This window comes from Alteromonas portus (genome assembly GCF_005117025.1).
Taxonomy (GTDB): Bacteria; Pseudomonadota; Gammaproteobacteria; order Enterobacterales; family Alteromonadaceae; genus Alteromonas; species Alteromonas portus.
On the sequence record NZ_SWCO01000007.1, the window covers coordinates 175,604 to 198,554 of the forward strand.

The 22,951-nt window shown below is 45.8% G+C and carries 21 protein-coding genes; 6 read left to right on the forward strand and 15 right to left on the reverse strand.

The window, feature by feature from the left end; genetic code table 11:
* Window positions 1-636 precede the first annotated feature (636 nt).
* Both E5672_RS12465 and mdoH read left to right on the forward strand, forming a co-directional pair.
* A complete protein-coding gene (locus E5672_RS12465) occupies window positions 637-2,262 on the forward strand; it encodes an OpgD/OpgG family glucan biosynthesis protein (RefSeq protein WP_136782487.1) in 1,626 nt (541 codons plus the stop codon).
* On the forward strand, window positions 2,243-4,234 hold the full coding sequence (gene mdoH, locus E5672_RS12470; protein WP_136782488.1) for a glucans biosynthesis glucosyltransferase MdoH: 1,992 nt from the start codon (window positions 2,243-2,245) through the stop codon (window positions 4,232-4,234). The genes E5672_RS12465 and mdoH overlap by 20 nt, the downstream gene beginning before the upstream one ends.
* A gap of 111 nt (window positions 4,235-4,345) precedes the next feature.
* Here the strand turns inward: mdoH and E5672_RS12475 are convergent, their stop codons facing one another.
* The 3 genes from E5672_RS12475 to nudE form a co-directional block, all read right to left on the reverse strand.
* Complete coding sequence (locus tag E5672_RS12475; protein ID WP_136782489.1) at window positions 4,346-4,930, reverse strand: YceI family protein; 585 nt, start codon at window positions 4,928-4,930, stop codon at window positions 4,346-4,348.
* A gap of 127 nt (window positions 4,931-5,057) precedes the next feature.
* Complete coding sequence (gene cysQ / locus E5672_RS12480) at window positions 5,058-5,903, reverse strand: 3'(2'),5'-bisphosphate nucleotidase CysQ (protein ID WP_136782490.1); 846 nt, start codon at window positions 5,901-5,903, stop codon at window positions 5,058-5,060.
* Window positions 5,904-5,906: 3 nt separating this feature from the next.
* Window positions 5,907-6,470 carry an ADP compounds hydrolase NudE gene (gene nudE / locus E5672_RS12485; protein ID WP_136782491.1) on the reverse strand — a complete coding sequence of 188 codons (564 nt, stop codon included), beginning with the start codon at window positions 6,468-6,470 and terminating at the stop codon, window positions 5,907-5,909.
* Between the two features lie 71 nt (window positions 6,471-6,541).
* On the opposite strand from nudE, the gene yrfG reads away from it, so the two are divergent.
* From yrfG to E5672_RS12505, 4 genes are all read left to right on the forward strand, one after another.
* On the forward strand, window positions 6,542-7,255 hold the full coding sequence (gene yrfG / locus E5672_RS12490; RefSeq protein ID WP_136782492.1) for a GMP/IMP nucleotidase: 714 nt from the start codon (window positions 6,542-6,544) through the stop codon (window positions 7,253-7,255).
* A gap of 13 nt (window positions 7,256-7,268) precedes the next feature.
* Window positions 7,269-7,814 carry an inosine/xanthosine triphosphatase gene (gene yjjX / locus E5672_RS12495; protein ID WP_136782493.1) on the forward strand — a complete coding sequence of 182 codons (546 nt, stop codon included), beginning with the start codon at window positions 7,269-7,271 and terminating at the stop codon, window positions 7,812-7,814.
* Between the two features lie 282 nt (window positions 7,815-8,096).
* Complete coding sequence (locus tag E5672_RS12500; protein ID WP_136782494.1) at window positions 8,097-9,485, forward strand: NAD-dependent succinate-semialdehyde dehydrogenase; 1,389 nt, start codon at window positions 8,097-8,099, stop codon at window positions 9,483-9,485.
* Between the two features lie 248 nt (window positions 9,486-9,733).
* Entirely contained in the window at window positions 9,734-10,789 is a 1,056-nt protein-coding gene (locus tag E5672_RS12505; protein ID WP_136782495.1) for an MBL fold metallo-hydrolase, read from the forward strand.
* 146 nt (window positions 10,790-10,935) lie between these two features.
* Here E5672_RS12505 and E5672_RS12510 read toward each other — a convergent pair whose 3' ends face one another.
* The 12 genes from E5672_RS12510 to gspD form a co-directional block, all read right to left on the reverse strand.
* Window positions 10,936-12,369, reverse strand: a complete 1,434-nt coding sequence (locus tag E5672_RS12510; RefSeq protein WP_136782496.1) for a YdgA family protein — start codon at window positions 12,367-12,369, stop codon at window positions 10,936-10,938.
* 99 nt (window positions 12,370-12,468) lie between these two features.
* A complete protein-coding gene (locus tag E5672_RS12515) occupies window positions 12,469-13,224 on the reverse strand; it encodes a type II secretion system protein N (protein WP_136782497.1) in 756 nt (251 codons plus the stop codon).
* Window positions 13,221-13,700 carry a type II secretion system protein GspM gene (gene gspM / locus E5672_RS12520; protein ID WP_131138122.1) on the reverse strand — a complete coding sequence of 160 codons (480 nt, stop codon included), beginning with the start codon at window positions 13,698-13,700 and terminating at the stop codon, window positions 13,221-13,223. The genes E5672_RS12515 and gspM overlap by 4 nt, the downstream gene beginning before the upstream one ends.
* Complete coding sequence (gene gspL / locus E5672_RS12525) at window positions 13,697-14,896, reverse strand: type II secretion system protein GspL (protein ID WP_136782498.1); 1,200 nt, start codon at window positions 14,894-14,896, stop codon at window positions 13,697-13,699. Before gspL ends, gspM begins: the two co-directional genes overlap by 4 nt.
* Complete coding sequence (gene gspK, locus E5672_RS12530) at window positions 14,896-15,942, reverse strand: type II secretion system minor pseudopilin GspK (protein ID WP_136782499.1); 1,047 nt, start codon at window positions 15,940-15,942, stop codon at window positions 14,896-14,898. The genes gspL and gspK overlap by 1 nt, the downstream gene beginning before the upstream one ends.
* Window positions 15,939-16,565, reverse strand: a complete 627-nt coding sequence (gspJ, locus tag E5672_RS12535; RefSeq protein WP_136782500.1) for a type II secretion system minor pseudopilin GspJ — start codon at window positions 16,563-16,565, stop codon at window positions 15,939-15,941. The genes gspK and gspJ overlap by 4 nt, the downstream gene beginning before the upstream one ends.
* Before the next feature lies 1 nt (window position 16,566).
* Window positions 16,567-16,995, reverse strand: a complete 429-nt coding sequence (gene gspI / locus E5672_RS12540) for a type II secretion system minor pseudopilin GspI (protein WP_136782501.1) — start codon at window positions 16,993-16,995, stop codon at window positions 16,567-16,569.
* Window positions 16,992-17,618, reverse strand: a complete 627-nt coding sequence (gene gspH, locus E5672_RS12545) for a type II secretion system minor pseudopilin GspH (protein WP_136782502.1) — start codon at window positions 17,616-17,618, stop codon at window positions 16,992-16,994. Before gspH ends, gspI begins: the two co-directional genes overlap by 4 nt.
* 5 nt (window positions 17,619-17,623) lie before the next feature.
* Window positions 17,624-18,061: a type II secretion system major pseudopilin GspG gene (gspG, locus tag E5672_RS12550; RefSeq protein ID WP_012520130.1), complete on the reverse strand. Its 438-nt coding sequence runs from the start codon at window positions 18,059-18,061 to the stop codon at window positions 17,624-17,626.
* Complete coding sequence (gspF, locus tag E5672_RS12555; protein ID WP_136782503.1) at window positions 18,061-19,287, reverse strand: type II secretion system inner membrane protein GspF; 1,227 nt, start codon at window positions 19,285-19,287, stop codon at window positions 18,061-18,063. The genes gspG and gspF overlap by 1 nt, the downstream gene beginning before the upstream one ends.
* The gene (gspE, locus tag E5672_RS12560) at window positions 19,288-20,853 is read right to left on the reverse strand and encodes a type II secretion system ATPase GspE (protein ID WP_136782504.1); all 1,566 of its coding nucleotides are present in this window, start codon (window positions 20,851-20,853) and stop codon (window positions 19,288-19,290) included. It lies immediately after the preceding gene.
* Between the two features lies 1 nt (window position 20,854).
* The gene (gene gspD / locus E5672_RS12565; RefSeq protein WP_136782505.1) at window positions 20,855-22,906 is read right to left on the reverse strand and encodes a type II secretion system secretin GspD; all 2,052 of its coding nucleotides are present in this window, start codon (window positions 22,904-22,906) and stop codon (window positions 20,855-20,857) included.
* Window positions 22,907-22,951: the final 45 nt, after the last annotated feature.

Consider the following 22,951-nt stretch of genomic DNA (forward strand, 5'->3'; position numbering starts at 1 on the left):
TGTCATCTTTTTTATTTCCGTTAAGAAATAGTGTCCGATAAATTTATCAACATGATGAATAGCAAAGCGTTTGCCAACTTCGTGAAAAGCGATTGAGCATGTGCAGCGCAATTTATCTATCTAACTAATTAATAAAGATAAAATTGTTACAGGAAAAGTAAGCGAGTGATGCCTCACTGAGTAAAATTACTGAATGGTTTTAAAACCCAAGCATATTGGCACCTTCAACTGTCTCTAAAAAACAACAGTTAACCTTTTGTCTAACTCATCGGACAAATTTACAACAAGGTAATCATGACCGACTTCTAACAACATGAAATGTAAATCACTGTAAATAAAAGTAATTATAAAAAATATTGCCGCTTTATTCGTGTTGGAACAGCTTTTGCTCAAGTCATTATGAGTTATCCAACGTTCACTCAAGCCATTAGGCAAGGAATTCGGCTTTCGCGATATCCGCGATGCCAGTGAACAAAGAAAGGAATAGAGCGCCTTTCTCGCATGGTTTCAATCAGCCCCTTTTTTTTAGATTTGCATCTTAAGTAACAGACTCACTGTTAACAGTAATATGTAGCAAGGCAGTAAAAGGGTGTGGTGGCCATCTGGATAACCATTGTTTTCATAAGGAGAGGACAAATGGCTAAGCCAGTTTCAATTTTCGGTAAAGATTTACAAACGAATGTGCGTCAGCGCAATAAGCTGTCACACCTTCTTTTAGCGATGAGCAGCGTCATCGCATTGTTTGCGTTTCAACAAGCCGGTGCAGTTGAGGTTAACAACGATAATCAGCCTCAAAAAGCATCGCCGGTTCTTCAGTCAATTATTGATGCTGCACGTCAGTCAGCGACAGAGAGTTACGAGCAGGACGATCACGGACTAAACAGTAAGCTCAAAGAAATTGATTACACTGCTTATCGTTCAATTCGCTTTAAGCCCGAGCAGAGTCTTTGGCATGGCGAGAATGATTACGAACTACAATTTTTTCATCCGGGTTTTTTATATGAATACCCCGTCACAATTCACACAATTGATGAAAGCAACAAGCCTGAGCGCTTAGCCTTTGACAGTAACATGTTTAACTACGACGGAACCGCGTCGGGATTAGCAGGGTTGACAGACGACAAGTCAGGGTTTGCTGGATTTCGTGTTCACTATCCTATTAAGAACGAAGAGTATAAAGATGAATTTGCCGTATTTTTAGGGGCATCGTACTTCCGTCTTGTAGGTAAAAATCAAGTTTATGGTATCTCGGCACGGGGTCTTGCTATCGATACAGCCTTGGCCAAAGGTGAAGAGTTCCCTCATTTCACTGAATTTTGGATTATTGAACCAAGTGAGGGTCAACCCATCACTATTTATGCGCGCCTTGAGAGCCCTTCTGTAGCTGGCGCATACAAATTTGTTATTCAGCCTGATATCGACACCCGTGTAAAAGTTGAGAGCTGGTTATTTGCCAGAGATGACGTAAACAAGCTAGGTATTGCGCCATTTACCAGTATGTTTTTGTATGGCGAAAACACAGAAAAGCGCCATGACGACTATCGCCCAGAAGTGCACGACAGTGACGGCGTACTTATGGTAACGCACGCTGACGAAGAGATATGGCGACCCATCACTAATCCTGCACGTCTTCAAGTAACGTCACTTAGCGACACTAATCCAAAAGGATTTGGCATGCTTCAGCGCGACGGAGAATGGGGAAATTATCTCGATGCTGAGGCCAACTACCATATACGTCCAGGACTTTGGGTTACCCCAGAAGCTGGTTTTGAGAAAGGCCGATTAGAAGTTGTTGAAATTCCTACTAAGTCTGAGATCCACGACAACATTGTGGCATTTTGGACGCCTGAAAAGCCGTTTAAGTCGGGTGAATCTCTGTATTTTGCTTATGAGCTTAAAACGGTAGAACAGAACCCTTTTGTCAGTGAATTAGCCTCAGTAGTACGTACCCGCCAAGGCAAGGCTGTGTTGCCGGGTGACGAGTTCAAAAACGACAGTTTAAATACGACGCGGCAGTTCAACGTAGATTTTAGCGCGCCTTCTGCCGTTGCTTTTGATAACGAGTCGATGAAGCTGGTGGTACAGGGCACTAACGGCACGATTTCTCAGCAGAGACTTTACCCTGTTGCTGACGGACAAGAATGGCGTGCCACTTTCTTTGTTAAGCCAAAAGAAAAGCAAACGGTAGATATGCGCGCTTACATTGAGAAAGACGGTAAGCGTGTGAGTGAGGTTTGGAATTATGTCTACCAGCCAAAATAATCACACGATTACATCATCATCGGACGAGGCTAAAGCCGTGCCTCAGGTTAAAAGTGATGGCACTGCAAGTGCCTCACACTTCATCTTAAAAGGAGAGCATATGCGTTTGTTTATCATGGCAATGCTAGTTATTCCAAGTACGGCATTGGCCGGTTGGAGTTTATACGAAATCTTTTTACCTAACGGCCTTACTAACTTAGAGATCGCACAGTTGGGGTTGGGGCTTACCCTGTTTGCTTGGCTGTGCATGGCATTTTGGACAGGCATTATTGGTTTCTTTTTGCAGCTTTTTAACATTGACCCGCTAAGCTTGCGCAGAAATCAATCTCAGCCTGATGCTACTGCGCTATTAACGCAAAAGCACGCCGTGGTTATGCCGGTTTATAACGAAGATACCCGCCGGATCATGGTAGGGTTTGAAGCTTGTATTCGCGAGCTGATGGAAAGTGAAAACAGTTCGAAATTCGACTTTTTCATGCTTAGCGACACCCGTGATACGGAAAAAGCGGATGCAGAGCTACGTGCCTTTACCCGTTTGAAAAAGCGTTTAGGTGCCTTCTCTAGCCAAGTGTTTTATCGTCGTCGCGAACAAAACCTACACAGAAAAGTGGGTAACCTCAAAGAGTTTTGCGAACGCTGGGGCGCAAATTACGAGTCAATGATTGTATTAGATGCCGACAGCGTAATGACTGGAGAGCGCATGCAAGACTTGGCGCGTCGTATTGAGCAAAACCCCGATACGGCGCTAGTGCAGACCATTCCAATGCCGGTACGTCAAAACACCTTCTTTGGTCGTTTTGTGCAGTTTGCTGCGCACCTGTATAGCCCAATGTTGGCAACTGGCTTATCGTTTTGGCAAACGGACAGTGCGAACTATTGGGGGCACAATGCTATTATTCGTATTGCACCGTTCATGCAGCATTGCGGGCTACCTACCCTTGAAGGGCGCGCTCCTTTTGGCGGCGAAATATTAAGCCACGACTTTGTTGAGGCTGCGCTTTTGCGCCGTGCTGGCTGGCAGGCCTACTTGCTTACCGACACTACGGGCAGCTATGAAGAAGTGCCAAGTAACATTGTTGACTACGCTATTCGCGATCGTCGTTGGGTGCAGGGCAACATACAGCATTTAGGGCTATTGAACGTAAAAGGTCTTAAAATGGCAAACCGCCTGCACTTTTTATTTGGTGCGTTTGCGTATATTTCTTCACTTATATTATTTTGCATGTTGGCGCTAGGTACGGCAGATGCGTTAATCCGCGCCACGTCAGTGCCTGAGTTCTTTGTGTCTGAATATCAGCTGTTCCCTAGTTGGCAGGTAGCGCGCCAAGACATGATGATGGTAACCATGTGGGGTACGGCGGCCTTACTATTTTTGCCTAAACTGTTAGGTATCACCTTAGCCCTGATTAAACGTCGTAGCGAATTTGGTGGCGCGTGGTCTCTACTTAAAGGGGCAGCAATTGAGTTAACTATGGCTGTGCTTATTGCGCCGTTAATGATGTTCTATCACAGTTATTTTGTGATTAGTGTTTTTGTCGGTCACTCTGTTAAATGGGAAGCGCAAGAACGTGAAGGGCGCAAGGTGCCTTGGAAAGTCGCCATTAAACACACGCAAATTATGAGCTGTTTAGCGGTAGCGTGGGGCGTAACTACTTTCTACTTTACCCCGTCGCTATTTATGTGGTTGTTACCAGTGTTGGTAGGCATGGTGCTAGCGGCGCCGGTTATTCGCTTAACAAGCAGTGACAAACTGGGCATAGCAATGCGTAAATGGGGCGTGTTTGTCATTGACCAGGAAGTGAATGAGTGTAAAGCACTTAAGCGTTTACGTGTTGCAATGGGGTATTTTGCTATCTCACAGCACAAGGCAGAAGTACCTGCGCTTCCTGATAACGTGTGGCAGATCATGCCGGAGCAAGTTCTAAGTCAAAAGCCATTGCCTATGCGACACAGACTTCCAAAAAGTGCGTAATAGGTTAATGGCAGCTCTATAAATAAGAAACCGCACATAAGTGCGGTTTCTTATTGGGTTCATTTACCTGCCGCCTAGCTTTTAAAGATAAACGGCAGCAATAACACTATTTTACTGAGTAAACGTGACGGAAAACGTCACGGGTACTGTTGTGGTTATGCTCTTAAGCCCTGCAATTTTTTGCAGCGCAGCTACGCCTTCAGCAAGGCCGAAAGACTCTGCTTTAATAAGTGTAGGAGCTGTAGTAGATACAGTTAATGTATCGTCGTCTACTTTACTCGCCTTAACAGAAAACGATGTAGGAACGGCTTTTCCGTGCAACATTAAAATACCGTCTACCTTCCCGTTAACAACTTGGCCCGGTTTAAGGTTCGTCATCGACTCAGGTAAGTTGGCTTCAAATGTCGCTTGTGCAAATTTACTCACATTAAACAGCATTTCTTGCATGCGCTTGTTGCGAATATCAATAGCCGTATTTACTGACGATAAGTCTACCGCTACGCTAAGTTTGCCACTGTCAGACAGCGTACCATCAAAGTTATCAAACTTATGTACTTCAGTGACTTGTGCATTCTTAGTTGATAAGAAATGTAATGCACTTGTTTCGCCGTCTATTGACCAATCGGCTGCGGCGGGAAATGCTAGCCCACATGCGAGCAATGCTGCAGACAACGTGCGAATACGTGTAGTCATCATAGGTTACTCCTTTTACTTTTTGGTTCCATCTGGCTTGATTTAACCACTACCAGAGTAATGTGGCCCAGCAACATTACTACGCTATTATACGTAGGTTTATACACTGCGCTAAGTAAATTATTACGCGCTAGTGCTGATGTGGGTTTACGAAGTCATCATACTGGACTACATCTTGCCATGGCACCCTTTGATCGCCCATTACCACAAAATCTGGGTTCTCTAGCGAATGACGTTGATTATAGGTAAGAGGTTCGAAGTTGGCAGCGGCAATACTTCCGCCAGCTTCAGAGACAATACATTGCGATGCGCCAGTGTCCCACTCGCCAGTTATACCAATGCGCATGAATACGTCAGCTTTTCCTTCAGCAATAAAACATGCTTTCAGTGAACAGCTTCCCAGCGGAAGGGTATGGTAAACCCGCTTTGCGCACATTCTGCTGAGCACTTTTTCTCGCGACTGACGGCGGCTTATTGCAATCATCACCACACTATTTTTAGGGTCGTCTAGCTTGCGTACACTTATTGGGTGATCGCCATCAGGTGATGACTTAAACGCACCTTTGCTTTTTTGCGCGTAATATAGTGACTGCCCTGGCGGCCAAAAGATAACGCCTATGGTAGGCTCGTTGTTCTCTATTAGCGCAATGTTTACTGCAAAATCTCCGCTTCTGGCGATGAATTCTTGGGTTCCGTCGATGGGATCGATCAACCAGTATCGAGGCCAATGCTTTCGCTCTTCTAAACTTGCGTGTTTGTTTTCTTCTGAGAGAATTGGGATATCAGGTGTCGCGGCTTGTAAGCGCTTGTTGATAATGTCGTTTGCCAAATAATCAGCGCTGGTAACGGGAGATTCGTCTTCTTTTTGATAAGCGTCAAACTCACCTTTATCGTACACTTCTAATACGGCTTCACCAGCTTCAATGGCAATTTCTTTCGCAAGTTCTAGTAGGTCGGCATGGGCGTCGTCGGGCATTGTTTATTGTTCCTTAAACCACTTTTGAGCTAAAAACAGCGCGGCTATACAGCGTGCTTCTACAAAGTCTTCTCGTGCAAGTAAAGCATCTGCGTTATCTAAAGGCCAGTGAATCACCTCAAGAGGCTCAGGTTCATCGCCTTCAAGCTGTTTTGGATACAAGTCGCGGGCCAATACGATAGTCATATTGGCATTGAAAAAGGTAGGAGCCATGCTCACTTTGTGAAGCTCTACAAGTTCATTAGCTGCGAAGCCAGCTTCTTCCTGCAACTCGCGGTTAGCCGCTTCAATGGCAGTTTCGCCTGGGTCTATTAAGCCTTTTGGGAAGCCTAATTGATACGAGTGTGTGCCGGCTGCATATTCGCGAATTAACACCATGGTGTTTTCATCAAGCATAGGCACTATCATTACTGCGCCTCTATTTCCGCCAGCCATCCGCTCGAATTCACGGGTAGCGCCGTTTGAAAACTCAAGGTCTAAGCGTTCTACCCTAAAGAATTTGCTTTGCGCAACGATTTCACGAGAATGAATGTGTGGTAACGGTTTGTTCGGATCAATTTTTGGCATGTCTCTCGCTACAACTTTGTTATCATACTTGTATACAATTTCTTAGCTTACTTCATTATAAGGAAAATCGCTTGCCCTTTCTGCCCTGGAATGAAATAGAAACTGTACTGCTGGATATGGACGGCACTTTGCTGGACCTTCATTACGACAACCAGTTTTGGCTACATCATTTACCTAAACGGTTAGCACAGATAAGAGGCATTTCAGAGGCGCAGAGTCAGCGTGAAATGACCGCGCGATATGAATCAGTATTTGGGCAAATTCAATGGTATTGCTTAGACTACTGGGCTGAATGCCTTGAAATGGACCTAGAAAATGAGTTTATGCCGCTGAAGCGGGAACTGGCCCATTTACTTGCCCTTCGCGACGATACCATTCCCTTCCTTGATGCCCTTCATGACTCGGGCAGACAGGTTGTATTAGTGACCAATGCGCACCCAAACAGTTTGGCACTAAAGTTAGAGCACACCCAACTCGATGCGCATATCGACAACCTTATCTCGACCCACGAGTTCGGCGTAACCAAAGAGTCTCAGCTGCTATGGGAAAGGTTACAGGCACGGGTCAAGTTCGATGCTCATCGCACCTTATTTGTCGATGACTCACTGCCAATTTTGAATGCGGCAAAGACATACGGTATCAAACATTTGCTTGCTGTCGATAACCCTGATAGCACTTTGCCAAATCGCAATATCAGTGAGTTTCCAGCGGTACGCGACTACCGTTTAATGCTAGATGACATTAAGCAGAACCCTGTTGGTACTGCTCTGAATGGACGTTTTTAAAGGACAATAGCAAATGGTTTCTGACACAATTTTTGTAGGCTCGCTGAATCCGGTAAAAATAAACGCTGCGCTCAATACGCTTTCCGACACACTAGAGCACGATTTTGACGCCCAAGGGATGGCTGTGCCAAGCGGCGTACCTGACCAGCCAATGAATGAAGATGAAACGCGTTTGGGCGCCATCAATCGCGAGAAGGCCATGCTGGCTCATCATCAAGGTGGTCTCACAGATGCGTGGTACGTGGCAATTGAAGGTGGCGTGGATGTATTTGAAGACGGTCCCGCTACCTTTGCCTATGTGGCGATATATCACGAAGGTCACTGGTCGGTAACCCGAAGTGCGAGTTTGCCGTTACCTGTTAGCGTGTATCAAGCGTTGCAACGTGGCGAAGAACTTGGCCCAGTTATGGATAAGCTTTTTGATACGGTGAATATAAAGCAAAAAGGGGGGGCTATTGGTTTGCTTACCCTTAATCATGCTTCGCGACAAAGTGTTTATGAAGTAGCGCTGACTCTCGCCATGGCGAAGTTTCATTTTCCAGACTTATACACTGATTAGATTGAAGCGCACAGCGGTGTGCAACAAACAGACGCTTCACACCGCTTTCAAACGACGTGTTACACGGGTATTCACACTTAAGAAGGCTTATTAGGGCGACCGCAACGGTGCTCTGAAATCTTTACCTCAATAGGTAATCTTTTCTGGGATCTTTCTAATATATCCTACCATGCTTTCTTTAAGATATCTGTATCTTATTGAAAATCATGCTAAAAATCTTTTCTGCTACCTTGGCTTTGTAGTTGCACTTCTTTTAGACCAAACGGAATAAGGAGAGTGACAATGAGTGAGACAATCAATACCTACAACCCTGCTACAGGTGAAAAGATCGATCATTATCATTTGATGTCAGTAGAGGACGCCGAACAAGCGGTTACCCGTTCACAAGAAGCTTATTTGAACTGGCGTCGTACGTCATTTGAAACCCGCGCAGATTTATTTAATAACCTTGCTAATTTGATGGAAGAGCGAATTGACGACCTCGCTAGCCTGATGACTCGGGAGATGGGTAAAGTTACCGCGCAAGGAAAGCAAGAAGTGCAGTTATGCGCTGAAATATGCCGCTATACGGCCGAGCACGGGGCTTCAATATTAGAAGACGAACATCGCATTTTTGAGGGCGGCCGTGCAATCATTACGTATCAACCTATTGGCGTTATCCTTGGGATCCAACCATGGAACTTTCCGCTGTACCAAGTTATTCGCTATAGCGTGTCGAACATCATGGCGGGTAACACGACAGTACTGAAGCACGCCAAAAACGTGTTTGGTATGGCGCAAGCTATTCAGCAAATGTATGAAGATGCTGGTTTTCCAAAAAATGTATATCAGTCGCTGCTTATCGATGGCAGTACGGCAAGTGAGTTAATTAAGCACAAATACGTGCGCGGTGTTACCTTCACCGGTAGTGATGAAGTAGGTAAGCAAGTAGCAAAAGAAGCAGCGAGTTTATCGAAGAAAACTGTAATGGAACTCGGCAGTAATGATGCTTTCCTTGTGTTAGAAGACGCAGACATCGACCATGCGGTGGAAATGTGCATACAGGGTCGCGTTATTAATAACGGTGAAACCTGCGTAGCCGCTAAACGCTTTGTTATTGTGGACAGTGTCTATGACGAATTCCGTGACAAGTTCGTAGCACAGTGTAAGAAGCTTAAAGTTGGTGATCCTACCGATGAGAACACCGACTTAGGCCCAATGGCGAGAGAAGACTTGCGCGATGAACTTCATGATCAAGTGAAAAAGTCGATTGAAAACGGCGCTACGCTAACTCTTGGTGGGGAAATTCCAGATTCTGATGGTTACTTTTATCCGGTGACCGTACTTGAAAACGTGTCGTCAGGTATGCCTGCCTACGACGATGAGTTGTTCGGCCCTGTTGCATCGTTGATCCGTGCCCGAGACGATAAGCAGGCAATGGAAGTCGCCAACGATTCACGCTATGGCTTAGGCGGTGGTATTTTCAGTACAGATACTGATAAAGCCATTGCGTTGGCGAAAGATGAATTTGATACAGGAATGGTAAATATTAATGGCTATTCACTCGCTCAGCCAAATCTGCCTTTCGGTGGTGTTAAGGACAGCGGCTATGGTCGTGAACACGGTGGTTATGGTATGCGCGAGTTCGTTAATATCAAAACTATCATGGTTGCTGAAAAATCGGCCGAGTAGTGCACTTCGGTAAGAAGCAACGAAAAGAAAGGCGAGCTTAGGTTCGCCTTTCTTTGTTTTACCGTATTCCTAGTTCATTAAGATAGTCGTACAGCAAAGTCTATGTGATTAGAAGCCTATTTGATTAAAAACAGTCAGGCTAAAAAACAGTGCGCAGTCGATTACGCTGAATGGTTTTGTCCTGGCAAACGGTCTTTTAATCAAATATCTATGTATTAATCACTAGGGAATAACATAAGGCGATGGTTATGACGGTAATAAATGAACGGTTAAGCAATGCAAGATCAGGCATTGTGTTTACAAGGCAGGACAAACCGCGCGGTAGCATACAAACTGCGTTTTTTTGCGCTTTAACAACCTCTGCTATTCTATCGTTCTCGGCTTTAGCGCAGCCGTTGTCTGAACCCGCACCTACATCAGACAATGCCAACCTAAGCACCGGTTCTATGGGGTGTCATGACGTTTCAGTGCAAATATTAGGTTCAGGCGGCCCTGAATTAGATGACGGCAGAACATCTAGTGCCTATGTGGTTTGGATAGATGGTAAAGCCCGCGTATTGGTAGATGCTGGCAGTGGAAGCAGTGTTCAGTTTGGTGCGTCCGGAGCGTCGTTTGAATCGTTAGATGTTATCTTGCTTTCCCACTTACACACCGATCACAGTGCCGATTTGCCAAACTTTGTGAAAGGTGGCTATTTCACTGATCGCGAGAAGAATCTTAAAATAATGGGGCCTGATGGTAACGACACTATGCCATCTACCCGTACTTATGTGTCGTCGTTAATTGGCGAAGAAGGCGCGTTTAAATATTTATCTTCTTACACTGTAGAAGGTCAGGATGACTATACGATATCCACGGAAAACATCGGGACTACAACCTTCGAGCAGCCGTTTAAACGTGATGTAAACGATAGCGTCAGTGTTGAGGCAATGACAGTGAATCACGGGCCTATCCCGGCATTGGCGTGGAAGGTCAGGGCCAATGGCTGCGAGGCGGTATTTTCAGGTGATACCAATGATAAACAAGGAAACCTTGCACGCTTTTCTAAAAACGCAGACCTTTTAGTGTTGCACAATGCTATAGGTGATAACGCGGGTCAAATTGCTAAAAACCTTCATATGACGCCGACTCAAATTATCGATATTGCCGCGCAGTCAAACGCTAAGCAAATAGTGTTGTCTCATATAATGAAGCGCAGTGAACCTGGTCTTAATGCGCTTACTGAAGCGATCGCTGTTGTGGCTGAAGGTAGGGTATATGCCGCTGAAGACTTAATGAACATCACCTTGACTGAGCAAGAATAAGGGGAGGTGATGTATTTAGAGTGATGGTTTTCGTTACTCACTAAGAAATGGAAAGTAAGATGCACTTTCACACCTTACTTTAAAAAAAGTGCAGAGCATCATGCCCTGCATTTTTTATCTCTGCCTTTTTAGTATGGCCCTGATTATTACTGAGGGGCAAACGGCAATGGAATAGGTGTACCGTTTACGCTGGCTTTGCCATCTTTAAGCTCCAGCTTTGTCTCATAACCTTGCTCTGTCTCTTTTATCAAGCCTTGCTGAGCAAAGGTACTTAGCATCATTGGCGTTTGCTGCTCTACTGCTGCTTCAAGTTCTTCTGCTGTCATGTTTTGTGCTTGTGGCGTCGCCATTAATTGGCCCATCATGTATCCAGACGCTACGCTTTGCGCGAAAGCCTTGTCTGCCGTTATTTGGGCATCAGCTAGTAAATGCGTTACCCAATAAGCTACATCTTCCATTGTGCCAGGCAAGGCATCAATGCCAACAAGCTTAGTATTTGCGTGGGCATTGAATGAGCCCTCAGGTAAGGTCGCTTTTAGCGTGGTAATGTTAAACTCAGGCTCCGCTTTTAGTTGAGTAAGCAGGTTAGCCTCAATAAATTCCATCATTTTTGCTGGAACCTCTTCAGAGGGTACCATCAGTGAAGTGTTGCTAAAATCCTGATAAGCCTTAATGAAGTCGATATCTAAGTTATTAATGGCAAGGCCTAACACCATGTCTGTAGCATCAAACTCAGGGCCCACGGCTTGGTCGACAGCGTATTCTACGTAGACATTGGCAGTGTTATTGTCTTCGTCAATCTTGACGTCGGTAGCAAAAGCTAGGTTCTCAACCTTAACTGTCGCACCTGGCTCAATGCTAGAAATTTCTATACTTTCAATAAGAGCCTTACCAGTAGATTCAAATAAGTCACCCTTGAACGCTGCCACCATATCGCCGTCATAGTTCATATCCATAGACAGATTTTTCATCTCTACGGAAAATTCATCTGCACTTATGCTTAGCGATTCACCCGACGACGTATACAAAGTTTTGTCACCATTAGGCTCAGCTTCACCCGCATAACCAGAGAAAAGCAGTGTAAACCCCTCTTCCTCGGCGGTCGCGCTAAGCGCTGGAATAACATCTGCGTAGCTTAGTCCACCAAATAAACCAACTACGCCTTCGTTGCGATAGATTGGCTGTTGTCCATCCCACTGAATGTATTCTCTTAACTCATCTCCATCAATAGACACCGTATAGTGAACGCGGCCTAACCCTAAGCCATCGCCAAAGTATACCGGTCCGTGATGAGCAACCAGCTTAGCAGTTATGCTAGGGTTCTCTTCCATTGGCATTTCTGACTGATCGACATTTTGCGCATTAAAAAGAGCTTTAAAATCAAAAGCGAGTTTGACTTCTGCATGTGTCGAAAACCAGCCTTTGTCGTACGAAAGTACCTCTGCAGAATAAACGGCTTGTTGGTTAATTTCGTTTACGGCGGCGTTAACATTTTCGTGAACGTTTGTACCAATAAAATAGGGGGCGACGCCAAGTGCAACCAAAGTTACGCCCGCGCCAGCTAGAAGAGGTTTGTTCATTATTACAATCCTTTGTTAAAAAGTGTTCCCAGTTCCTTTGGTCACAAACGTTGAGTACGTTGGTGACCTAAAAATTCTATATATAGTTTATGCTATGCATCACAGCTTAATCGCAATGTAGCCGCTACTATCTGGCGCACCAAACAATCGTGCAGCCTGATGGACTTCTTGCGGTAAGCTGTCGTCCGGCTTAAATTTACCACTCACACGAATATTTTTCATCGTAGTTGGGATAACCGCGTCCATCGACAAGCTTAGTAAGTTTGGCTCGCTTACTAGTATTCCAATGTCATCGCCTTCACAACGCAGCTTTGCAGAATAAGTGCCAAAATCAATGGGGCCCTGTGTACCTGCAACCGTCGCGTTTAGCCAATCTCCGGTGCCGTTTAACGATTGGCAAGCTGGGCCAAAGGTTAAATTATTAAGCTTAACTTTAAAACGCCCGCCCGCATTAACTGGCAGCGGAAGGCGAACTTGTGCAAGCACTCGGTCTACCGGCAAATACAGCGTGAAGTTTTCGGTATTTACCGTCTTTTGACTGAAAAGCCCTGTGGTAATTGGTCCTTCAAAAGCAATATCGTTTTTATCGCGTATATTACCTGCTTTAAGGTTTAATTTAATTTTACCTATTAACATGTGTAAGGGGCTTAGATCCCACTTGACGTTGTTAATAGGCAGGCCATTAACCACTACAGTTTGCGCCTTGCCTGAAAACAAGGTGCCGCTAACATCACTAACAGCTACATTGCTAGGTAATGCAATGCGACCAATAACGTGAACAGCGGGCATGTAGGCAATGGCAAACAACAAGAAAGCAATAACGCCCCCTATAATCCAAATAACTTTTGACTTCATGCTTTACCTAATTGTAATCGGCGAATTTTGATATAGCCCGGCGCATCGGCCTCGGCAATATCGGCTTGAAGAATAATCACGCCCATATTTTCCATAGCTTTAAGCCATTCTAAAACACTGTTAAACGGCGCTTGATCAACCCACACTTGAAGCTCGTCGCCCTGTGGCTGCATACGAGAAATAGCAATGTCGTGTTGAGCAGTAGTGCGGTTTACCGCTTGTGGTAACGAACCAGAAAAAGTACGCTTTCCACCGCTACTGAGGCGTAGTTGCTGCGCTCTTGCAGCACTGTCTTTTACCCAAACCAGCAGTGATTGCTGGTTGTCGAGAAGCTGTTTCTGTTTATCTAAAGCAGCATTAAGCGGCGACCAAACGGCGAAATAAAATAGCGCAATTACCATTAGTACCGCTGAAATAAGAACTAGCTTTTGCTCGCGTTCAGTAAGCGCTTTGTACTTTTCTAATAGTGCGTTCATAGGGTACTCCTTACAGACACTGTCCCCACTACACCATTGTCTCTGTTATTAATGGCGCCCTGCTCTACAGCGAAACCTGCGCCTTCTGCTGTGCGTTTAAATTGCTCTAACGCTTCGAAGTTTTTACCCTGCGCTTGAATGCGAATTTCAGTGCGGGTGGCGTCAAAGCGCAATGTTTGAGGTTTCACTTCGGTGGCCGCAAAAGCCGGTGCGAGTTGGTCAAGCATAATAAGCATAGAGGCACTGCCTCCACCTTGTTCTAATTTGGCAAGCTCACTTTGTAGCTTTAATCGCACGTTGCGATAGGTGCCAATATTAGGAAAGCCAGCTTTCACTGCGGTATTGATCTCATTGCTTAACGCCTGATTTTGCGCTTTAAGCTGGTAAAGAGAAACCCCTTTATCGATAAGGCTGGTACATAATGCAAGCACCGCCAACACCGCCGCAACTCGCCACTGACTAAGCACGCCGCTGCGCTTGCGTTTAATCTTGTATTCGTTTTGACACAAGTTAAAGCTGCTTTGCATCGCCTCTTTTGCCAGTACCTGCATAGGTAGCTCTAAAGGTGCCTGTGCTTCTTCAATATTTGGTAAACTGCTTAAATCGATACCCGCATAATTAGTAATAGTTATGGGGTCTTCTTGTTGTGCAGTAAAATGGACAAGAGTTGGCAGTAACCAGGTTGCTTCACCCTGCACGCCTTTAAATGTGTCTTGTCGAACGAGAAGCTGCTCACCTAATGTGAGTACTGACCAACCGTTTTCGGTGACAGGCACTGCGAGTACATCAGGAATAATGGTGTCGCAGAATAACCCTGCTTCGCTTAACCAAGATTGCCACAGTTCCATTTTTTCATGGCTAACTACTGCAACGGCCTGCTCATCACCTCGCTTAGGGCCAAAGGCAAAAAACTGCTGGCTAATGTCGGTAGCAAGCTCGTCTTCTAGCATAAACGGGATAGCTGAAATAATCTTGCGGCCAGCTTTAGGCGGCAGCTCAACCCATTTGAGTAAAATTTCGCTGCTAGGTGCTAGTGCAATAACACTGCGTTGGCCCGCACGTTCGGTCAGCGAAGATAAGGCTTCTGCATTAGGTAGCTCGCCCGATGCAATTATTTCATCTTCGGTACGCGAATAAACGAGCCAGCTAATTGGGTCTGTATGGTTGGCGCCTAAACGCACCAAGAGTTGTTCCATCAATAGGTTCCCCCAAACTCGCGATTCACAATGCTAACGCCAGTATCGGCATTAACGTGAAACACGGTGGAAAGCTTAAAGGTTGCTTTGTTGTACTGTGTTTTTGTATGCAACATAAAATATTCAGTTTTAACCGAAAACCAATCTTGTCGAGAGCTTGTTAAGTTAAGCGCTTGAATAGAGGGCTCGCTTAAAAATGCATTGGTATCGTCCCAGCCGTTTTGCGGGCGACTGCTAATCAAACTTGCGGCCTGCTGAATATCTAACCCTGTTAGGCCTGCAAGTAATGGTGCATCTTCTTCTTCTAATGTGTTGACGTTAATTTTCAACTCATTGTAATCCGGGATCACACAAACTAATGGCAGCAAGGCGTCTAGCCACTGTGGTGATACACCGTTAATAATACGCAATTCACTTTTTGATGCCAGTGGTCCATTAGCCGCAAGGTAAGGAAACTCTCTGGACTCGTATTCGCTGTCTTCCGCACCGTAAGGACGCATTCTGTCATCTTCGTCGACCCAGTCGGCTAAACTGTCCCGTAAGGTGTCTGCGGTATAGTTGTCTAACCCATCAACGCTAAGTGATAGCAACATGGCGTGAAAAGCGTCCATGGCTTCTGTGGTGTTACTCGCCCCACTGCTGCTGGTACCGCTGTTATTGCCAGTGCCTCCTGCACTGCCCGACGTAATCGCGTTTAAATTAAAACAGGCTTGCAAATCGTCTAAGTTAGCGGTTAGGCCACCATTTTCTAAAGGATAACTGAATTCTTGTGCCCAAGGCTGATCTATAGAAATCACCTCCGGGCTTTCTTCTATTAAAGACTGAATAGACTTGCGTGCAAAGGCCTCGGCTCCCATGGCGTACCAGTAGGCTTGGTTGTTGTCTTTTAAGTTCATTGTACGCTGCACCTGAAGCTGCAAGCGTGTACCCATTTCTGTGGCTAATACCGCCACCAAGGCTACTATCATGAGCACAATCATTAATGCCACGCCTTGCTGCTTAGCGGGTGGTGTTATCGTCTTGCGCTGAGTATTTTGAACTGTCATGAAGATTCACCCGTGGTTAAGGTAAATTCTCTGCGTATTTTTCCGAAGTCTTTACTGACAAACTCAATGGCCACCGCACGCGGTAGTGCAGCCCCTTTATAACTTTCGTTCCACGACAAGTCTTCGTCTTCATCTAACGAACTACTGTTAGCGGTGGCGAGAAATTCAATTTTTAAACTTTCTACATCCTCTAGCAATACACGGACTTTGGGCTCGTAGCCTATGACATTATCCACATAGTTGCTGTAAAGGCGTTCCAGTTTATTTTCTTTTAGTCTATAGGCCACAAATTGTAGGGTGCTTCGTGGCAACATTAACTGAGGGTTGTGCCACCCTCCGCGCACAAAGCCAATGCCGTCATCGTCACTGTCGTCGGTTTCACCACCTGACATAACTACGTCTTGCTTTTCTCCGTTCACCCTTGCTGCGCGAGGCACTGCTTGTTGTAGGTCTCGCTCAATCGTGATCATGGCACGCTGCAATAATTGAAGTTTTGCAAAACGCTCTTCTGAAATGTCATTGCTGTCGATAACTGTGGTGAGTAGACCTGTTGATGCAAGCCCAATTAGGGTGAATATGGCCATAGCAATCAGTATTTCGATAAGCGTAAATCCGCGCTGCATACTAATTTTCCGCCGTCGGTTTAGCCACAAAAGTGGTTACTGATGTTACTGAGCTGCCGTAGCTCTCGTCTTCACCCACCGAAATGGTTACTGAACGCAAGTCGTTGTCGTTAGTTTTTGTTACTGTTTGCTGCCAGTACCATGTGCGATCGGCCATCTCCATCGTGCCCTTCAAATTGTTTTTGGGCGGCCACGTGGTATCTAATTGAAGCTGGTTTAAGCGATTGCTTGCCACCCAGTTGGCAAAGGTGACAGATTCTATTTGCCCAACGCTTGATAAATGCTCGCCTGCAGCTTTAAGTACTGCTGTGCCGGTGAGTGCGAAAATAAGCAGGGCTACCATGACCTCTAGTAGCGTCAAACCACTTTGCTGGCGCGGTGTGGCAGGTGCAACGTTTTTTGTCGATGCATCAACATTAAACGCACTCATAGTGGTCTCTCCAGAGGCCCTTCAAGCACTAAAGGCGGAAGGTCTTGGTTTTGCAAGCTGTAATACACGGGTTCGTCGCCGTCTTCACCTTCGTAATTAAACGACAAGGTAAAAGGCGTAATTTCGCCACTCGACATTATAAGCACTTGAGGCGGAGGCAGCTTTTTCTCTTCTTCGTTACCTATTTCAACCCCTTCATCAGAAACACTTAAATTCTCGTCGAACAGCTCCCTGTCAAAGAGCCTGTCTTCGACGTCCCATGGTAAGTCGTCTAAATTTAAAGTGAAGGTAAAAGGCTCAGGTAGCGTGTAAGGTTCGTAGGTCTTTTCGTCCTCGATACGCTGCCATTCATCATCGTCGTCTAGGTAAACGAAGTAGTATTCGTTTTTTTCGGCTTCAAAGCGTACGCCAAGCTGCTGTTGATTTAACACCGCAAAATCGCTGGCCATATCAACAATAACCTGTAGGCGTTGGGCTTGGGTTTTCAGCAGGTCTGATTTACTCGCGCCAAAGGCGTTAAACATAACGTAACCCGCCGCCAAACCCATAAGCAGCAGTACTAGCATGACTTCTAAAAGGGTGAAGCCCGCATTTTTTAACGATGTACTGCCGCTGTAGCGCATAAAAGTTAGTTCAGGTATTCGTTAATGTTCCAGTTACCAATGTCATCATCAGTACCCGGTTCACCGTCTGGACCATTAGAGAAAATATCTACTACGCCTAATTCTCCTGGGCTAATTAGCGCATACGGGTTGCCCCACGGATCTTCAGGTAGGCGCTTAATGAAGCCACCTTCAGGGTAGTTACGAGGAATCGGGTCGATAGTCGGCGCGGTAACTAGCGCATCAAGACCTTGCTCAGTGGTTGGGAAACGGTTGTTGCGCAGCTTGTACATCTCAAGCGCACTTTCCATTTGTTGGATATCTACCGCTGCCTTTTTAAGCTGCGCTTCTTCTTGGTTACCCAAGATTTGCGGGGCCACCATAGACGCCATAATACCGATGATTAGAAGTACGACCATGACTTCAATCAAACTGAAACCAGAACTGCGATTAAGTGTTTTCATTAAATATTCACCATGTTGTTCAATGCTAAAATTGGTTGCAATATTGCCATAACGATAAACAGAACAATGCCTGCCATCGATACAATAAGTAAGGGTTCAAATACCTTAAGTGAGACACCAATAAGCGCTTCAAATTCCCTATCTTGATTATCTGCCGCGCGAGCTAGCATTTGCTGTAGCTCTCCCGACTTTTCACCTGACGCAATCATATGCATCATCATTGGTGGAAACATTTTTGTGTTATCCAGCGCAGCCCGAAGGCTGCTGCCTTCTTTAACATTAATGGCTGCATCCGCCACTTGGTTTTTAATATGCTGATTTTCTAGCACATCACCTGAAATGCGCATAGCCTCTAGTAGTGGAACCGCGCTGGCACTCAAAATACTTAAGGTTCGCGCAAAACGAGCGGTATTAAGCCCACGAGACACCCGGCCAATGAGTGGCAGGGTTAAAAGCGCTCTATGATAGCGTAGCTTCATATGCTTTTGCTGCAGCACGTGCTGAATAATAACCATAAGTACGCCAATGCCTATCAGCATAAACAAGCCATAATTTTGCAGCCAGGTACTTATAGAAATAAGAAACTGTGTTATTCCCGGCAGGTCTTGACCCATATGGTCGAACTGCCCCACAATTTTAGGTACAACCACTGTTAACAATAGCAGCACGATACCCATTGCAAAGAACAGCATTAACGATGGGTAAATCATCGCTTGTGTGATTTGGCTGCGGGTTTGTTGTCTGCGCTCTGTGTAGTCGGCTAGGCGGTTCAGTACGGTATCAAGGTGACCGGATTTTTCACCAGCTGCAACCATCGCGCGGTATAGCTCGTCAAACACACTAGGAAATTGGCCCAAAGCATCAGCAAGTCCGTGACCTTCTACCACTTTACTGCGTACTGCCATCATCATGTTTTTCTGACGGGGTTTTTCGCACTGTTCGGCAACGGCAAGCAGTGCTTCTTCAACAGGAAGGGCCGATTCCACAAGGGTAGCAAGCTGGCGTGTAAGCAGGGCTAAATCTGACGCTGAAATACGGGGTTTAAATAAAGAAAACGAAAAGCCTTTACCTTCGTTTTGCGAGCGCTCAGCGACTTGTTCTACCTCTAAAGGAATTAAGCCTTTTTCGCGCAGCTGTTGACGAACCTGACGGGCATTATCACCTTCAAGCACACCATTTGTATTCTTACCGCGGGCATTAACCGCTTTATAAGCGAATGCCGCCATTTAGTCTTCCCTCGTTACTCGAAGCACTTCTTCAAGAGAGGTTTCACCCGCTAGCACCTTGCCGCAGCCGTCTTCACGGATGCTTGGAGTAGATGTTCTGATATAACGCTCAATGGCCTGTTCGCCCACGCCTTCGTGCATCATTTCACGCACTTTTTCATCTACCAATAATAGCTCGTGAATACCTGTACGACCGCGATATCCGGTTTGATTACATGCGGCGCAGCCGTGAGGTTTGTAGATAGTGGTCTCGCTTGTGGCGCCCCGCCCCAATATTTCAAGCTCAGAGGCATCAGGCGTATGAGGCTTTTTGCAATCTGAGCACAGGGTACGTACAAGTCGCTGTGACAATACCGCCAATAAGCTCGATGACAGCAAGAAAGGCTCAATGCCCATATCTTCTAAACGAGTAATCGCGCCCGCAGCCGTGTTGGTATGCAGAGTGGAAAGCACCAAGTGACCGGTTAAACTGGCCTGAACTGCAATTTGAGCGGTTTCGATATCGCGGATCTCACCCACCATGACTACGTCGGGGTCTTGACGCAAAATAGCGCGAAGCCCGCGGGCAAATGTCATATCTACACGGGGGTTAACTTGCGTTTGACCGATACCTGGAAGATCAAATTCGATAGGATCTTCAACGGTTAAAATATTTCTGTCTCGCGAGTTTATTTCAGTTAGCCCTGCATACAGAGTGGTACTTTTACCCGAGCCTGTCGGGCCGGTAACCAGAATAATGCCGTGAGGCTTTCTGATAAGAGAAGAAAAATGGTTTCGGTTTTGAAGCGTCATGCCCAAATCTTCTAGATTTAAGCGTGCATTGTTTTTATCTAAAAGACGCAGCACTACGCGCTCGCCGTGACTTGAAGGCATAGTCGAAACACGCACATCCACCGCTCGCCCGGCAATACGCAAAGTAATACGACCATCCTGAGGCACACGTTTTTCGGCGATGTCTAACTTCGCCATAACTTTAATACGCGATACCAACATAGATGAAAGCTTGCGATTAGGACGCAAAATTTCGCGCAATACGCCATCTACGCGAAAACGAACGACAAGCTGGTTTTCAAAAGTTTCTATGTGAATATCCGACGCGCCTTCCTTAATCGCTTCGCCCAACATAGCGTTGATAAGCTTGATGATAGGCGCATCATCTTCACTGTCTAATAAGTCTTCAGTGTCAGGCAAGTCTTCGGCAAGGGCGAATAAATCACTTTCATTGCCGAGGTCTTCCATTAGCTGTTTAGCAGCTGAGCTATCTCGCTGGAATGCGCTGGTAAGCAGGCTTTCAAATTCGTTTGCTGGAATCGTTTTCGGTACAAACGGTTCACCATAGAAGCGACGCACTTCGGCAAATACATCAAACGGCGTATTCTCTGTGAAATACAAAACCGCAGGGGTTTCATTAGTTTCTAGCAACACCTGATTGCGCTTTGCAAAGCTAAAAGAAAGCTGCTTTGGGCCGGCCTCCTCTTCAGGTAAACCGCCGTCTTCACCCATGGCTTCTAGGGCTTCTTCTTGCGCCTCTAGTGCTTGGGTAATTTGTTCGTCCTGCCCCGCCATGTTAGTCGTTACCTTCTTCTTGTTTCTGCTTCTCTTTCTCTGAAAGGTACTCTTCAAATGAAGGTGGTAGGGCTAGTGCATCGTTCCATTCAGGCATGCTTGGCGTTTCAGCTGATGGCATGAGAGACACACCTTCTTGCTGACGTTTTAGCTGTAGCGCTCGAATATAGTTGTATTTGCGATGACTGATTGAATTCATGGTTGCGCCGTCACGAACAATTGTCGGCTTCAAAAATACCATCAAGTTACGTTTGCGTTTACTGGTGGACGTAGATTTAAACAGGTGACCAAGAATAGGGATATCGCCTAACAAGGGTACTTTAGACACACTTTCTTGAACGTCTTCGTCAATCAACCCACCTAGTACGATAGTACCGCCATCATCAACGATTACTGTGGTTTTAATTTCACGTTTGTTGATTGAAATATCTACCGAGGTTGCACCGCTTACGCTCGACACTTCTTGTTCAATAAGTAATTGAACTGCATCGCCTTCGTTAATTTGCGGCGTTACTTTAAGTTTGATACCCACTTCCTGGCGGTCTACGGTTTGGAATGGGTTAGAGTTGTTCGCACCAGTTGTAGTCCCTGTAATAATAGGCACTTCCTGACCTACAATGAAAAACGCTTCTTCGTTGTCCATGGTAGTAAGGTGAGGAGTGGCAAGAATATTAGAGTTGGTATCGGTACTTACTGCTTGCACCACCGCGCCCCAACCGTCTTCGATAATACCTGCAATTAGGCCGTTAGCGCTGCCTAAAAGGCTTGCCAAGGCGGTGTAATCACCCTCATCAGTGGTCGTTACAGTAACCACTTCGCCATCATCGGTTACATAAGCTTCAGTATCAGTATCATCTTCTGCTTGCTTAAGGGCTACCGCTAGTGATCCAACAGGTACGACACCGTTGCTAAACTGCGTACCGCCACCTGCTTCAGAGGCCCACTGAACACCCAATGTAGTGCCGTCGCCTTCAAAGACTTCAACGATAATGGCTTCAACTTGAACTTGTGCACGGCGAATATCAAGCTGACGTACTACCTCTTCTAACGAGCGCATCATGTCGGGTTCTGCGGTAATAACGATAGCATTGGAATCTTCATGTGCGTCAATGCTGATTTCACGGTTTGAGCTTGTTCTGCGCGAAGTAGTGCCACCGCCTTGTTCTTCTGCTTGAATGCTGGCTGATACGCCTTGAAGCACTTTAACTAAGTCTTCTGCTTTTGCGTAATTAAGAAACAGTACGCGAGTGTTGCCATTAGACTCAAGTTCTTGGTCCATGCGCTGAATAAGATTGATAAGACGCTGACGAGCCTTAATATCGCCGCTTACGATGACAGAGTTCGTTCTATCGTCTGCCACTACGCGTGGTTCAGATTTAGTACCTGTGTTCGCTTTGCCTTGTGACTTATTGATGCTTTCAATAATACGCACCATCTCAGAGGCTGATGCATAGCGAAGCTTAACAATTTCAACTTCCTCATCACCAGCGCGGTCAACGCGCTCAATAATTTCAACTAGTCGGTTCACTACCGCAGCACGGCCGGTCAGCATCATAACATTTGATGGGTCGTGGCTAACTACATTACCGCCGCCCGCTTGGTCATTTAGCTGACGTAAGATAGGTGCCAGCTCACGTACCGGTACGTTATAAACAGGTACAACGCGGGTGATCATTTCATCGCCGTCGCGATTAGCGCCTTCAACAACCGGAATGTTAGATGTCTTCGCGTCTTTCGAGCGAACAACTTTTAAAATACCGCTTGGCATTTCTACAACGGCAAAGTCGTACACTTGTAGTACGTTAAGGAAAAACTGGTAATACTGATCTTCGTTGAGCATGTCATAACTGCGTACGCTTATTTTCCCACGTACGTTAGGATCGACAATAATGGTGCGCTCAAGGTTCTTACCAACAATATTAATGAATTCGTTAATGTCGGTATCTTTAAAATTAGGCATGTATTCAGCGGCCGTAACCGAGAAACACAGAAGCGCTGTACACATGGCTGTGCTCAAGCGAGATAATAATTTTTGGCTAGTGCGCCTTTTCATTCTAACTTCCTTCATTTCCTAACTTATCGATGACCGAATTGCTTT

Excerpts from the sequence above, each read along its gene's own strand:
- E5672_RS12465 (WP_136782487.1), top strand. The coding sequence starts at position 637 with ATGGCTAAGCCAGTTTCAATTTTCGGTAAAGATTTACAAACGAATGTG.
- mdoH (WP_136782488.1), top strand. The coding sequence starts at position 2,243 with ATGTCTACCAGCCAAAATAATCACACGATTACATCATCATCGGACGAG.
- E5672_RS12475 (WP_136782489.1), bottom strand. The coding sequence starts at position 4,930 with ATGATGACTACACGTATTCGCACGTTGTCTGCAGCATTGCTCGCATGT.
- cysQ (WP_136782490.1), bottom strand. The coding sequence starts at position 5,903 with ATGCCCGACGACGCCCATGCCGACCTACTAGAACTTGCGAAAGAAATT.
- nudE (WP_136782491.1), bottom strand. The coding sequence starts at position 6,470 with ATGCCAAAAATTGATCCGAACAAACCGTTACCACACATTCATTCTCGT.
- yjjX (WP_136782493.1), top strand. The coding sequence starts at position 7,269 with ATGGTTTCTGACACAATTTTTGTAGGCTCGCTGAATCCGGTAAAAATA.
- E5672_RS12500 (WP_136782494.1), top strand. The coding sequence starts at position 8,097 with ATGAGTGAGACAATCAATACCTACAACCCTGCTACAGGTGAAAAGATC.
- E5672_RS12505 (WP_136782495.1), top strand. The coding sequence starts at position 9,734 with ATGACGGTAATAAATGAACGGTTAAGCAATGCAAGATCAGGCATTGTG.
- E5672_RS12510 (WP_136782496.1), bottom strand. The coding sequence starts at position 12,369 with ATGAACAAACCTCTTCTAGCTGGCGCGGGCGTAACTTTGGTTGCACTT.
- E5672_RS12515 (WP_136782497.1), bottom strand. The coding sequence starts at position 13,224 with ATGAAGTCAAAAGTTATTTGGATTATAGGGGGCGTTATTGCTTTCTTG.
- gspM (WP_131138122.1), bottom strand. The coding sequence starts at position 13,700 with ATGAACGCACTATTAGAAAAGTACAAAGCGCTTACTGAACGCGAGCAA.
- gspL (WP_136782498.1), bottom strand. The coding sequence starts at position 14,896 with ATGGAACAACTCTTGGTGCGTTTAGGCGCCAACCATACAGACCCAATT.
- gspK (WP_136782499.1), bottom strand. The coding sequence starts at position 15,942 with ATGACAGTTCAAAATACTCAGCGCAAGACGATAACACCACCCGCTAAG.
- gspJ (WP_136782500.1), bottom strand. The coding sequence starts at position 16,565 with ATGCAGCGCGGATTTACGCTTATCGAAATACTGATTGCTATGGCCATA.
- gspI (WP_136782501.1), bottom strand. The coding sequence starts at position 16,995 with ATGAGTGCGTTTAATGTTGATGCATCGACAAAAAACGTTGCACCTGCC.
- gspH (WP_136782502.1), bottom strand. The coding sequence starts at position 17,618 with ATGCGCTACAGCGGCAGTACATCGTTAAAAAATGCGGGCTTCACCCTT.
- gspG (WP_012520130.1), bottom strand. The coding sequence starts at position 18,061 with ATGAAAACACTTAATCGCAGTTCTGGTTTCAGTTTGATTGAAGTCATG.
- gspF (WP_136782503.1), bottom strand. The coding sequence starts at position 19,287 with ATGGCGGCATTCGCTTATAAAGCGGTTAATGCCCGCGGTAAGAATACA.
- gspE (WP_136782504.1), bottom strand. The coding sequence starts at position 20,853 with ATGGCGGGGCAGGACGAACAAATTACCCAAGCACTAGAGGCGCAAGAA.
- gspD (WP_136782505.1), bottom strand. The coding sequence starts at position 22,906 with ATGAAAAGGCGCACTAGCCAAAAATTATTATCTCGCTTGAGCACAGCC.